We start from the raw sequence: 13,820 nt of genomic DNA on the forward strand, positions 1-13,820 counted from the left end.
TAAATACAATAAATTTAATAAGTTAATCGATTAACTAAACGATACAACAAACGAAATTTGGTGAAGATATGAAAAGAAATAAAAAAGTACGTATTAAAGATGTTGCTGAAAAAGCCGAAGTTTCTACTGCAACAGTGTCACATGTGATTAATGGAAATAAATATGTATCAGAAACAATAAAAAGTAAAGTAAATAAAGTGCTAAAGGAACTGAATTACCATCCCAATTCTGCAGCAAGAAGTTTAAGAAGTACTAAGACAAATACAATAGGATTTATAATCCCTATAAATAGTGAGGATACCGCTAAATCTTTTTTTATGTCTATTGCAGAAGGGATAGAGGAAAAATTAAAAAGCAGGGGATATAATTTAATATTAAGTAATTCAAAAGAGGATCCGGAACAAGAATTAAACCTTATAAAAATGTTTAATACTAAAGTTGATGGATTAATATTGGCACCGACAAATGAAAACTTTAAAAGCATAAATGAAACAATTGATCATAACTTTCAAATTGTTATGATTGATAGATTGCCTGTTGGTTATAAGGGAGATTATGTTTTAGTAGATAATTTCCAAGGAACTTATGAAGGTATCAATGAATTAATTAAATCTGGTTATAAAAAAATTGGCTTTTTAAGTTCAGGATTAGGAATAACTACTTCTAATGATAAATTTGAAGTAAATAAAGAACTATCAAATAATAGAATATATGTTAACCCCAATAATGAAAGATTTCAAGCATACAAAGTTGCTCTATCAGATAATAAAATAAGTTATAATCCCGATTATGTATTATTTGGCGAATCCTCTTTTCAATCAGGTTACGACCTGGCTAAACAACTAATTTCAAAAGAGGTCGATGCTATTTTTATAGCAAACAATATAATGACTATGGGTTCCATTAAGTTTATTCAAGAACAAAAGTTAAAAATTCCAGATGATATCGGAATTATTGGATACGACAACTATGATTGGACAGAAATTATTTCCCCACCTCTGTCAGCTATTAAACAGCCTGCATTCGAAATAGGTGTGCAAGCTGCAGAATTAATTCTAAATAAAATACAAAAACCTACCTTAGACTGTCAGCATATTAAATTAAAGACTGAAAATCTAAAAAGATCATCCTATTAATTTTTTTAGACCTAAGTTAATCGATTAACTGCTGTCTGTGTAGTGGTTTTGTACAAATGTCATACTAAGCAAAGGAGGTGAATTTTGTAATCGCAAGCAGTAGATAAATTAAATTTATGGAGGGTTTATTATGAATGTATGGAGTCCAAATAGCCCATTAGGTAGGTTACCTTTTATGAAAGATGCACTAATGGAGGTATTAATATGAAAAAAATACTATTAATAATTTGTAGTTCAGTGCTTGTTGCGTTGGTATCTGCTTGTGGTTCAAATAATGAAGTCGGCAATGAAGGTAATAACACAAATCAAAGTAGTAGCGGTCAGACATTAACCGTTCTTGTTGAAGGTGGTAGTCCAGCCCAAGCAGTTGCAGAACTGACAAAAGAAGAGTTCGAAGAAAATACTGGCTATGAGGTTATCATCGAGTCTGTACCATATTCAGGTGTATACGACAGGATGAGAACAGAATTAACGTCTGGTGCGGGTGCATTTGATGTTGCAACAATTGATACGATTTGGTTACCGGCGCTTTACCGAGGCTTAGAGCCAATTCAAGAAATAATAACTGATGAAATGCGGGACGATTTATTCCCTGGTTTAATCGACGGGGCTTCAATGGATGGGAATGTTTATGGGCTCCCTACTTGGACAAACTCTAAAATTCTACTCTACAGGGAAGATTTATTTAATGACACAAATAATCAAGATGAATTCCTAAATCAATTCGGGTATGAGCTTTCACCTCCGGAAACTTGGGATCAATATAAGGATGTAGCCAATTTTTTCGGTAATAATGAGAATTACCCTGAACTATACGGTACCAGTGTTTTTGGAGCGACATCAGGTGACTCAGTGGCTAGTTGGTTAGATCACGTCGCTCAAGCTGGAGCGGAAGCCTTAGTGATTGATGAAGCTGGTGAAGTTATTGTTAACGACGACAACCATGTAGCAGCTTTAGAATTTCTTAATGATTTAGTGAATGAGGAAGGTGTAGTTCCAGAAGGAGTTCTGGAAACAGCTTCGGCAGAAACATCAGAATTATTTTATAATGGTAATTTAGCAATGATGCTGGCTTGGGGGCATTTCTATGTTCCTTCAAAGGACCCTGATACTTCTAAAGTAGCAGGAGATGTAAGTGCAGCGCCGATGATTGCAGGAGATGGAGGAATAGGTGTTGTTCCTGGTCCATGGTATCAAGTGATTCCAGCTTCTTCAGAGAAAAAGGACATTGCAAAAGAATACTTGCTATTTTTATATGAAAATAATCATTTGTATGCTGATGCTCTAGGGGTTGCTGCTAGGCAGTCAGTCTTTGAAGAGTATGGTCAAAAAGAAGAGTTTGCACATTTAAATGAATTAGCTACCACATTAAATGGAGAGCAAACACAAAATAGACCATCAACAGACAAATGGGAACAAATTGAAAGTGAAGCTCTACTTCCGGCGGTTCAAAAAGTTCTTAGCGGTTCACAAACACCGCAAGAAGCCTTAAACGATGCGAAGAAAATAATTGAGGGAATAGTGAACTAAGGATAACTTAATTTAAACGGATAGGGACATCATTCCTATCCGTTTAATAAAATATTATCGAAGTGAGTGATACTATGACAAAAGAATCGAGAATTTCCATTTACTTTTTCGCTCCTGCAGGAATCTTTATGTTAATATTTTTATTTTTTCCTGTAGCTTTGCTTGTTAGAGATAGTTTTTTTGAAATCGATATGATTGCTCAAGGAAGAGGTACATTTGTCGGTTTGAGCCATTATATTGATGCTATAAGGTCTGAAAGGTTTATAGGTGCAACAACTAACACGATCATTTATGTAGTAGTAGCAGTAGGTTTCGAGTTGATACTTGGATTATTTTTTGCTTTGTTATTGAACACTGCTTTTAAAGGACATGGGATTGTAAGAACAATAATGCTGGCTCCGTTAATGATAGCCCCTTTAGTGACAGGTTTAATTTGGAGATTCATGTTAAATAACCAATTTGGCATAGTAAACAAATTACTATACGATTTTAACATTACTTCTAGTAGACATGCCATTCAGTGGTTATCCGATGAAAGGTTTGCTTTACTATCAACAATAATTGCAGACATATGGTTAACAACACCATTTATGATGTTAGTGTTATTAGCTGGACTTCAAGGCATCTCTCCAACATTATATGAATCGTCTAAGATAGATGGAGCGAATAAAATTCAAACATTTTTATATATAACATTACCATCGTTGTTCCCAGTAATGATAGTAGCTGTGTTAATCCGGACAGTAGATGCTGCTAGAACTTTTGATATTGTATGGGTGTTAACTCAAGGCGGACCATCGAATTCATCTGAGGTATTAAGCACATATATGTACAAAACACTCACTAGATATGGCCAAGTTGGAGAATCAAGTGCAATGGCAGTAATATTCATCATTCTCTTGTTAGTGATAAGCTCATACTTCTTAATAGCAATGTTCAAAGCTAATAAGAAATAGAAAGGAAGATATAAATTGATTCGACCTAATGTAGAAGTATCTAATGAGAATACGCTAGGAAGACTATTTAAGAAGAATAACAAAACAATTATTGGTATATTTACCACTGTTCTAGCACTTTTATTTATTAGTCCATATATCTATATAGTATTAACGTCTATTAAGCCTTCATCGGATGCAATCAGTCCATCACCGACTTTTTTTCCGAGAGAATTATCATTAGAAAACTATGTCACCATGTTTAATCAGATGCCGATTGTAAAATATTTTTTCAATAGTTTTATAACCGCTTCAGTTAGTACAATATTAGCTGTTTTTCTTGGAGCACTAGCTGCATATGGACTGTCTAGATTTTCTTCTAAAACAGGTAATATATTTCTATTACTTACATTATGTGTACGAATGATCCCAATGATCAGTATAGCAATACCAATGTATATCATTATTAATGGAATGGGACTAATTGATACTAGATTAGCTTTAATCATTACTTATACGGCCATCAATGTTCCGTTTGCAATATGGCTCATGATTGGATTTTTTAATAATATCCCAAAAGAGTTTGATGAAGCAGCTAGAATAGATGGATGCAATATTTTTACTGCATTTATTAAAGTGATACTTCCTGTATCTCTCCCTGGATTAGCTACAGCGGCAATATTTTGTTTCATGTTAGCCTGGAATGATTTCTTATTTGCATTACTATTGACTAGTACCAAAGCAAAAACTGCGACTGTAGGAATTTCAGAATTTTTGACAGCATATAACTTGGATTTGGGACCAATGACAGCTGCCGCTGTAAGTTTCAGCTTACCGGTAATGGTATTTTCAATCTTAGTTCAGAGGTACATTGTGAGTGGTATGACGCTAGGTGCTGTTAAAGAATAATAAGTGTATTGTAGAACCTCAATTCTAATCCACTTTAGAGATGAAAAAAATGTTTAGATTGAAAATGCAAGATTTATAAAAAAAATACGAAAAGGCAGTTAAACGAATCTAGAAAGAGATTTTTTTGAAATTTTAGAATTCGAATTTCTAAGAAGGTGTATAACAAATCGATCTAAAACCCTGTGACGAAGTAAATGCAATTTGATTGTTGAATTGGTGTAAAGCTTCTTCTTGATGTTTTGAAGCAAAAGAATTAAAAAAAACATCAAGTACTTTAAAATCAACTATTATAATGCCTACGGATTTCGCTCTATTAGTGCTTACCTATCTAATTTGTTCTGCGAAAGTTGAGTTAGAACTTATACGAAATCTAATAATTATTCTATATTAAAATAGGAGAGTTTTATGATGATATATCATGAGAAAAAAACAAAAAGCTAATAAAAAGTATGAGGGGAATCCCATAATTAATGACTTTCCGAAAGATGGAACAAAGGATTTTCGTGATCCTAAAGTATGGAAATATGAAGAGTTCTTTTACATGATTGTTGGCTCAAAAAAAGAAGGAATAGGAAAAGCTCTCTTATATCAATCTAAAGATCTTTATGAATGGAAGTATATCGGAGTAGTAGCTGAGAGTGATGGAACTCAAGGAGATATGTGGGAATGTCCAGATTTGTTTTCATTGGATAATAAGGATGTCCTTATCGTCTCACCTATGTACGACACAAAAAATGAGAAACCATTTTATACCATTGGTAACATGAGCTCCAAGACTAAACAATTTACCCAAGGACTAGTAAATACCTTAGATTATGGTTCTGATTTTTATGCACCACAAACTTTCGTAGATGATAAAAATAGACGCATTATGATTGCATGGATGGACATGTGGTTTTCACATAGACCATCTCAGAGAGACGGATGGGCTGGTGCGATGACTTTCCCTCGTGAATTGAAGGTCATTGATAATAAATTATACCAAGTACCAGTAGATGAGATAGAAACTTTAAGAGAGAACTTGAAGGATTTTCAATTATTTCAATATGAAAATGAATATATGATAGATCCTCAACTATCTGTATCGTCTGAGATTCATATTGTCTAAGATATCGCACAAAGATCATCAAATGAGTTTGGTTTATTTGTTCGATCAAGTGAAGATGGTCACGAAAGTTTTTGCTCTTCCAAGACTCAATAGAGTCCTAAAGCTTAAGTTCATTAACTACTTCCTTAATTTGAAAGTACCTTCGAAATGTGTTAATAAAAGAGAGTGTCGTTGTTCATTGTGTTTAATAGGTAAAGTGAAAGTAAATCGGTCAACATATTGATTATAGTAAGCCAAAGGAAAAATTTAAGAAACTTAAAAGTATTTTCTAGCTTTAGTATTGAAAGTGGATAGAAGATTTTAGGTAGTGGTTTTACTTCCAGCTATATCAAGGAAATAGTAGTTTATGAACAAACACACTAAATTGATAGGAGAATTTATTTATGGCTAGTAAAAATTATTACGATGTAACAGAGTGGCCTGTCGGTAATCCGTATGAAGATATTGGTGAGGTAATCAATAGTATTATAGCAGATATTAAAAGTAGGCAAACGGACACTGATGTGAATAAAGGCGGAAAGCCGGGTGCGGTTATCTATATTCCACCGGGAGATTATCATCTTGGCAGTCAAGTAGTTATAGACATCAGTTATCTTAAAATTATGGGTTCTGGACACGGGTTTACATCTTCGAGTATTCGTTTTAATACTTCTGAGAATGAATGGGCGGATTTGCATGAATTGTGGCCGGGAGGAAGTCGCATACTTGTAGATATTCCCCTAGAAGTAAATGACGAGGAATATAAAGGAGCTGCATTTTATGTTGAACGAAGTGGAAATCCCCGAATAAGTTCGGTAGAGTTTTCTGACTTTTGTATTGATGGTTTGCATTTTATTGAAGATGGTTCAGGAGAAACCAATCCGGAAAACACATACACTAACGGGAAAACGGGTATTTATGTTGCAAGTGCTTGTGACTCATTTCGGATTACAGGCATGGGGTTTGTGTATTTAGAGCATGGAATTACTATTTATCATGCAGATGCACTGACTATACATGATAATTTCATAGCTGAATGTGGTAACTGTATAGAACTACGAGGTTGGGGACAGGCTTCTAAAATAACCGATAACTTGATAGGAGCCGGTTTTAAAGGATATTCAATTTACGCTCAAAATTTTGGTGGACTTTTGATTACAGCGAATAATGTTTTTCCACGAGGTGCGAGCAGTATCTATCTTGATGGTGTGACACGTTCCAGTATCACAAATAATAGACTTCATTCATTTTATCCAGGAATGGTGGTATTGAGGGAAAATTGTTCGGAAAACTTGGTTTCTTCAAATCACTTATTACGTGACCATGAACCTTGGACTCCTTTTCTGGGAATAGACAATGGTTTAGATGATTTGTATGGTCTCCTCTATATCAGTGGCAATAATAATTCTGTAATTGCTAATCACTTTTCTGAAGTAATTAGTACTCAGAACATCAAGCCGGTAGGTGCAACACCTGTAATCATACGTATTGTTTCGGGTAATGGAAATTATATTTCTAATAATCATGTTGTTGCCACGGAGGTTCATGCCAAGATAAGTGATTCTTGTTTCTCTGCGCAAGTAGACGCTTTGTTGACTACCGAAGCATCAGGTCCGCTTACCGTAACAACAGTATTGGTAGAAAAAGAATCGCTTCAAAATACGATTCTTGATTCGGGAAGTGATGCACAGGTTGTTATGGACAAGACTGTAAATGTACTCAGAGCCACTCCAACGCTAGGAGCATAAATAATATATTCAACTATGTTTTTGTGGTAGTTTTTGTTCAAAAGTTTCTAGAGTCCGGTGTTTCTAGGAGTGGAGGCTAGACATCTGCCCCTGAAACCCTTGATATAATGGGATTTTTAAGAGTGTAGTGCTCACATTTTGCTGACATTGAGGATATTAAAGGAGGCTTCTCAATAGTTGATTAAAACTTTTGAGAAGCCGTCTGAGCTAAAATTATTTAGACGAGATTACTTAGAAGGAGTAAAAACTTTTAAAATGCCTAATGAAACCACCCATGAGTTTAAAGGTACATATAACAAAAATCCTTCTCACCCTAATGTAACAAAACAGGAGGAGGTGGAGTTAGAGAAAGAAAAAGAAAATCCAAAAGCTTCAATGAATAACCAATCCCTCGCCCCACAACCTCAACATAGTAATCATAGTCTAAGAAGAGGGGTATATATTTTGCTGACCTAGCTCCTTTAATAGGTTCTGAGCAAGGAGGATTAAGACCTGTTTTAGTTGTTTCCAATGATTTTCTAATCAATTCTCACCAGTCGCCAATAACTGCATAAATACAAAGGCAAAGTTACCGACACATGTAGAGATAGATGGTAAACGATGGGGATTTGATAGAGATTCTGTAATAATAGCTGAACAAACTAAATCAATATTTAATAAAAGACTCGTAGATAAAAATACTCATCTTGATAATAATATGATGGCTAAATTTGATAATGCATTGTCTGTTCAATTGGGGTTGGTTGATTTTTAAGAAGCACTCTTATAAGTGTTTTACTACGCAGATCTACTTCAACGAGGGACAATTAACACGTATGCCAAAGTGGTGGGGATGTCTTTTTTATAACATTCCCTGTCAACAACAGAGTTTATGATTAGGTTTATTAATAAAGAAATGCTAACATTTTGCTAACGCAATCCAGTGAAAAGCGGTTAAATTCCGTTAAAGATGTTACAGTAAGAATTTAGCAAAACCTTGATTTACCGCACTCTACGCACATCAAGTTAAAGATATTACGCACTCTCACCTTAGGGGCGGCATGATGTGATGACCGCTCAAACCCTTGATATATAAGGGTTTTGAAGTGATTTTCTAACAAAATGCTAACATTAGGTATATAAAAGAGGCTTCTCATTAGTTGATTAAACTTTTGAGAAGCCTTTTTTAATTGTTGTTACGGCAGGGTGGATTAAAGTGATTTAAAATGTCCCACCTTTGATTATTTCAATAAGATCAGTTTTCTCTAAAAGGAACAGATTGTGGAGTAACTCTTGTATTGCATAGTAGACTAAATACTGCGCAACAAATAATTTCGTTTATAAAAGAATGTACTTTATTAAAGAGGTTTTATTTATCGGAGGTAGGTATTCAACAATCGGGCCATTTTCTTAAATAAAAGGTTGTATAAAAAAATGGGGTTTTATTTTCCTCTTCCTTCCCTTTGACACAAGATTACTCGTTTCTCCCCTTCCTTATCGATCGTCATAAAGGTCATACATGAAAAATTCCTCGACACTAATTAGTCTGTCTATACCATTATTAATAGTACGTGGATCGAGGAGTTCCAAGTATTTTTAGTACCGTTGAAACAGCATAACCTTTGTTAATCCAGTGGTCAGCTATTTCAAGTTTTTCAGTAAGTGAGGGTTTTTCTTTTTTATAAGATCACGTAGAATTGCGATTTCTAGATCTTTTTCACCTAGTAGTTTTTTCAGTTGATCGTTTTCTTGAGATAACTCTTTTGTTTCTAGTGCAACCGTATCACCAGTAGAACTATGATCATCAAACTTCCCGTTTTTGTATTCTTTGACCCATCGATTTACCATGTTAGGGCTAAGTTCGTAACGACGTGCAACTAGTGCTGCATTTCCGGTTTTGATTAATTCTTTCGCAACTTGTATTTTAAATTCTTTAGGATGTCTTGTTCGTTTCATGATGTAAGTCAGCTCCTTTAGTTAATGTTATTATAAAATAACTAGTTAGAGCTGTCCAAGTTCATTTCGGGGTTATAGAGCTCTTTTACTTTTTCATATATGTAAAGTTAGCAGTGACACCTAATTTGTTTAGGTAAAACCACCAACTTATAATAAGAACATCATTATTTCTAAGGTGTTGTTAGTGCTTCTATAGATATATTATCGATATACACTCCTTGTTGATCAGCATGTTCGCTCCCCTGAATAATTAACACATGCTGAATTTCACCTGCAAATCTTCCTACACTAGCTTGCCAACCCTGGCCGGCATTATCAAAACGAGTTCCGTCAATTTCAATAAAGTTGTAACGATTATTTAAGATGTCAAGTTGGTATGTGATATGATACCATTGCCCAAAAACTAATGGATCTGAAACAAAGAAAGGTAATGTAAAATCATCAGGTAATAATGCTGCATGTAAAGTGCCGCCTGTATCCGTTGTCAATAAAAAACGACCGGCACGGGGGAGCCCAATGTCCACCTCTGCATGGTCTCCAGGTGTTAAACTTTCCGTTTGAATGGTTCGAATATCAAAACTTAACGTTATAGGTGTTGGAAAATCTGTTCCTACATCCGTACTGTTAAACAGTCGACTAACTTGATCAATCGTTTGCGAAGGAGGACTAAATGGAGCGTATGGGTTATCAAATCGTAACAGTTGATTTCCGAAAGTAGCTGAAGGTGTATTAGGACGTATAGATAATGCGTCAATATTTTCCACAAATCCAAAACCATCTGCAGCGCCAGCCCAAGGCGTATTATTGACTCTCACATCACCTAACAGATAGGTTTCAAAACCATCTGAAAAGGGCATATCAATCGCTGATTCTATAGGTGTTTCTAGCAATTCAGAAGGTACTAGGCGGTGCGCAGTTACCAATTCCCCATCTGAACGCTTCCCCCAAACAGAAATTTGAGTTTGATCTTCAATAATATCTTCTATTGTAAAAATGAACTCAAAGCCACTTAAATTTGCAAAAAAATCCTTTGTTATCACTTGGTTGGGGGCAACACTAAAAAGTTCTCGTACATATAACGTTCTTGATCCATTTAGGGTATATCCTTGTATGGAAACAATTGAAAAGTTAGCAGAATTTCGATTATCAATTTTAACTGTCACCTGTTGAGTAGGTCGTACACCATTTACAGGATTATTTTCTATTGGTCCGGTTGATAAGATAGGCATCTAAATCATCCCTCCCCTTTCTAAATTCAGATTTATATACAATACTCTATTCAAGCTAGATTTAAGATGTATACATGTTTGTACTAATATAGTTTAATTTGGGTCTGAATATCACACTTGCCGTAGTTTGGACCAACGTTGTTTCACCCATTATTAGCGAATAATCGGATTAACCCCCGAATTTTGGACATAAGCTCTCTTAATCTAGTGATTCCTTAGATTTTTGTTATTTTTTTTTGAAATTCTCCTACCAAAATTAACGTAGCTTTATATATAGTATGAAGACATACATAACGATAGGAGGATCTTCATATGGCTAATGATTACAGCCATTGAAATGTACCACCTCTGACATAAATATTTACCATCAAATGACAAAAAGTGTACCAAAGAATGACAGACCGTTTACCACTACAATCCTTCTGGTGGTAGAAGATATAACCATAGTTTTGAGAATCAAAAATGTTAAAAAACTGATTGATGTTCAATAAGACCATTCTTCTGCAAACGGTCTAGATTAACTCTTTTATTACATAGTAGACATATACTGCGAAGCAAGTAATTAACCAACTGCTCATAGAGTAGAATAGTTCAGCAATTCTTATACACCTAATTTGTTATTTTCTGGTATGATTTATTTGTAGAGATCATTTAGATTGTGAAAATTTTCACTTAAACTAACGGGCAGGAATGTTGAATAAGCAATAGGACTCCTTGTAGAAAATAGAAGAAATTTATTGATATAAAAGGGATGAAGTGGGGTGTTTTAACTGTTTTTTGAATGGTTTAGGATAACTGATATTGGTATTGTTTTTGGAGTAATAATTTCGATTTATTATTTTATCCAAGCAAACAATATATTAAAAAATGCAAAGACGAAATCTAATAATGAAAAATTACCGCCAAAAAATGATAAAAAGTTATTTTTGAAGTATGTAAAGTTTTGTATATTGGGGATTTTTATTACCACAATTGCTTTTATATTAAGAGGCTTATTATAAGTTGGATACTTTACTAACGGGTGCGTGTGCGGCCGAGCCTAGGTCGTATCATATAACGGGTGGGATTCCCGTCGAGTAAGAACTAGCCATTCGCTCGTAGCGAGTCTTGGAGGGCTGAAGGTAACTTTAGTCTTTAAGCGTAGACAGTGAGGTGGCGGGCCGAAAGCCAAGCGGTTGAAGGGATTGAGCTCCATAATGTTAGTTATTCGAGAGGGTTGATGCCTTACGCATAGCAGAAAACTACATTCTATCCTTCGTAAAAGGCGAGAATTGCGTGTGCGGCCGAGCCTAGGTCGTATCATATAACGGGTGGGATTCCCGTCGAGTAAGAACTAGCCATTCGCTCGTAGCGAGTCTTGGAGGGCTGAAGGTAACTTTAGTCTTTAAGCGTAGACAGTGAGGTGGCGGGCCGAAAGCCAAGCGGTTGAAGGGATTGAGCTCCATAATGTTAGTTATTCGAGAGGGTTGATGCCTTACGCATAGCAGAAAACTACATTCTATCCTTCGTAAAAGGCGAGAAGGATAAGCCTCTCTGGAGTCAGAGACCTTGGCACGTCATACATTGATATGGTACGGCAACTCGGGAGACCCTACCGGTCTTTTCTTTTAGAAGAGTATGGTGTACAAGCGATAACAAGCAAGGAAACCAAATGCCGTGTAGGGAGTCGGATAGCAGCGTAGTACTAATGAAGTTGGGTAATGCCGATGGAGGGAAGGCTAGCTACCAGTTATCACCCTTACTAGGGACACATTTACTACACACAGAGGTAGGGATATTAAATGGAAACTGAACTACTAAGGATAGCAAAATTAGCAAAATCTGATCCTAAAATGAAGTTTACATCACTTGCACATTTACTAAATGAGCAATCACTAGTTCGATGCCATCATGAATTGCCTAATAAGAAGGCTCCTGGGATCAACGGTACCACTAAAGATCAATACCATGAAGATCTAAAAGAAAACATAGAGGATTTAGTTGGTAGACTTAAAAGCAAAAGTTATCGTCCTGTTCCCGTAAGAAGAATGTATATTCCAAAGCTCAATTCAAACAAGAAAAGACCATTGGGAATACCGGAACATGAAGATAAGATTGTTCAAAGAGGGATTACGAAGATACTAAACACTATCTATGAAAATGATTTTCTAGACTGCTCTTTTGGGTTCCGTCCTAATCGTAATTGCCATGATGCATTGAAAATACTGAACCACTATATCGAAAAGAGGTCAGTAAACTACGTAGTAGATGTAGATATTAAGGGTTTCTTTGACAACGTTGATCACAAATGGATGATGGAGTTCTTAAAGCTGAGAATAGCTGACCCTAACTTACTAAGAATAATTGGCAGGTTTCTTAAAGGTGGATATATGGAGGAAGGGAAGAAACACAAGACTGACAATGGTACACCTCAAGGTGGGGTCATTTCGCCGATACTAGCCAATGTGTATCTCCACTATGTTCTCGACCTTTGGTTTGAGAAAAGGGTTAGACAGCAGTGCAAAGGNCAAGCATTCATTGTGAGGTACGCAGATGACTTTGTTTGTTGTTTTCAACATAAGGGCGAAGCTCAAGAGTTCTTCCATTCACTTGTGGCAAGATTGAAGAAGTTCAATCTAGAAGTAGCCGAGGATAAAACTAAAATTATCCCCTTCGGGCGTTATGCAGAGAAAGATGCAACCCAGAAGGGAATTAGTAAACCAGCAACCTTTGATTTCCTAGGATTTACACATTATTGTGGTAAAAGTAAACAAGATAAATTTCGTGTAAAACGGAAAACAAGCAGGAAGAAGATCCAAAGCAAACTTAAAGAAACTAAAGAATGGTTGAAGTCTAATAGAAATAAAGATATTCATATGATCATGGATAGATTTAGACGCTCTCTTGTGGGTTACTACAACTATTATTGCATCACTGATAATACCCCGAGTGTAAACAAATTTAGAGACAAAATCGGATACTTACTGTTTAAATGGCTCAACAGAAGAAGTCAAAGGAAGTCATTTACCTGGGATAAATTCAGGCTCTTTCTTACTAGATATCCATTACCTTACGCCAGAGTTAAGGTTAATATTTATGACTTAAGAAAAGAGATTAGCTATATTCTGTAAATGGTAACTAGGAGGAGCCGTGTGCGTTAATAGCGCAAGCACGGTTCTGTGAGGGGAGAGAATGCAATCTACCGAGAGGTAGAGAGGTTCTCTTCTACTCGACTAGTAAAAAAATGAGTTGCGGTTGGCAGCTCATTNTTTATGTCCACAAATTGGAAAATGATGTTAAACTAAAGGAGAGTTTAGTGGAATTTTAAGGAG

General features: G+C 35.5%; 10 protein-coding genes and 1 pseudogene. 9 read left to right on the forward strand and 2 right to left on the reverse strand.

Features of this window, described 5'->3' with window-relative positions:
• The first annotated feature begins 68 nt into the window (after positions 1 to 68).
• The 8 genes and pseudogenes from BKP45_RS20655 (at position 69) to BKP45_RS21880 (ending at position 8,099) form a co-directional block, all read left to right on the forward strand.
• A complete protein-coding gene (locus BKP45_RS20655; protein ID WP_071391028.1) occupies positions 69 to 1,136 on the forward strand; it encodes a LacI family DNA-binding transcriptional regulator in 1,068 nt (355 codons plus the stop codon).
• Positions 1,137 to 1,340: 204 nt separating this feature from the next.
• Positions 1,341 to 2,666: a sugar ABC transporter substrate-binding protein gene (locus tag BKP45_RS20660; RefSeq protein ID WP_071391029.1), complete on the forward strand. Its 1,326-nt coding sequence runs from the start codon at positions 1,341 to 1,343 to the stop codon at positions 2,664 to 2,666.
• A gap of 74 nt (positions 2,667 to 2,740) precedes the next feature.
• Positions 2,741 to 3,622 (forward strand): carbohydrate ABC transporter permease, encoded by an 882-nt coding sequence (locus tag BKP45_RS20665; protein WP_071391030.1) that lies wholly within the window; start codon positions 2,741 to 2,743, stop codon positions 3,620 to 3,622.
• 15 nt (positions 3,623 to 3,637) lie between these two features.
• On the forward strand, positions 3,638 to 4,510 hold the full coding sequence (locus BKP45_RS20670; RefSeq protein WP_084788101.1) for a carbohydrate ABC transporter permease: 873 nt from the start codon (positions 3,638 to 3,640) through the stop codon (positions 4,508 to 4,510).
• Between the two features lie 418 nt (positions 4,511 to 4,928).
• Complete coding sequence (locus BKP45_RS20675) at positions 4,929 to 5,618, forward strand: glycoside hydrolase family 32 protein (protein ID WP_071391031.1); 690 nt, start codon at positions 4,929 to 4,931, stop codon at positions 5,616 to 5,618.
• 383 nt (positions 5,619 to 6,001) lie between these two features.
• Positions 6,002 to 7,345 (forward strand): NosD domain-containing protein, encoded by a 1,344-nt coding sequence (locus tag BKP45_RS20680; protein WP_071391032.1) that lies wholly within the window; start codon positions 6,002 to 6,004, stop codon positions 7,343 to 7,345.
• 177 nt (positions 7,346 to 7,522) lie between these two features.
• On the forward strand, positions 7,523 to 7,801 hold the full coding sequence (locus BKP45_RS20685; protein ID WP_071391033.1) for a hypothetical protein: 279 nt from the start codon (positions 7,523 to 7,525) through the stop codon (positions 7,799 to 7,801).
• Positions 7,783 to 8,099 (forward strand): annotated as a pseudogene (locus tag BKP45_RS21880) (type II toxin-antitoxin system PemK/MazF family toxin). Before BKP45_RS20685 ends, BKP45_RS21880 begins: the two are co-directional and overlap by 19 nt.
• An 866-nt stretch (positions 8,100 to 8,965) precedes the next feature.
• Here BKP45_RS21880 and BKP45_RS20690 read toward each other — a convergent pair.
• Together BKP45_RS20690 and BKP45_RS22815 are read right to left on the reverse strand one after the other, a co-directional pair.
• Entirely contained in the window at positions 8,966 to 9,280 is a 315-nt protein-coding gene (locus tag BKP45_RS20690) for a transposase (RefSeq protein WP_071391034.1), read from the reverse strand.
• A gap of 170 nt (positions 9,281 to 9,450) precedes the next feature.
• Positions 9,451 to 10,509 (reverse strand): hypothetical protein, encoded by a 1,059-nt coding sequence (locus BKP45_RS22815; RefSeq protein WP_071391035.1) that lies wholly within the window; start codon positions 10,507 to 10,509, stop codon positions 9,451 to 9,453.
• A gap of 1,832 nt (positions 10,510 to 12,341) precedes the next feature.
• Between BKP45_RS22815 and ltrA the strand changes: the two genes are divergently transcribed.
• Positions 12,342 to 13,619, forward strand: a complete 1,278-nt coding sequence (ltrA, locus tag BKP45_RS20700) for a group II intron reverse transcriptase/maturase (RefSeq protein WP_456061774.1) — start codon at positions 12,342 to 12,344, stop codon at positions 13,617 to 13,619.
• Positions 13,620 to 13,820 lie beyond the last annotated feature (201 nt).

The sequence above is a fragment of the Anaerobacillus alkalidiazotrophicus genome (genome assembly GCF_001866055.1).

Bases quoted from the DNA above. Each gene is read 5' to 3' on its own strand.
- BKP45_RS20655 (WP_071391028.1), top strand. From the start codon at position 69: ATGAAAAGAAATAAAAAAGTACGTATTAAAGATGTTGCTGAAAAAGCC.
- BKP45_RS20660 (WP_071391029.1), top strand. From the start codon at position 1,341: ATGAAAAAAATACTATTAATAATTTGTAGTTCAGTGCTTGTTGCGTTG.
- BKP45_RS20665 (WP_071391030.1), top strand. From the start codon at position 2,741: ATGACAAAAGAATCGAGAATTTCCATTTACTTTTTCGCTCCTGCAGGA.
- BKP45_RS20675 (WP_071391031.1), top strand. From the start codon at position 4,929: ATGAGAAAAAAACAAAAAGCTAATAAAAAGTATGAGGGGAATCCCATA.
- BKP45_RS20680 (WP_071391032.1), top strand. From the start codon at position 6,002: ATGGCTAGTAAAAATTATTACGATGTAACAGAGTGGCCTGTCGGTAAT.
- BKP45_RS20690 (WP_071391034.1), bottom strand. From the start codon at position 9,280: ATGAAACGAACAAGACATCCTAAAGAATTTAAAATACAAGTTGCGAAA.
- BKP45_RS22815 (WP_071391035.1), bottom strand. From the start codon at position 10,509: ATGCCTATCTTATCAACCGGACCAATAGAAAATAATCCTGTAAATGGT.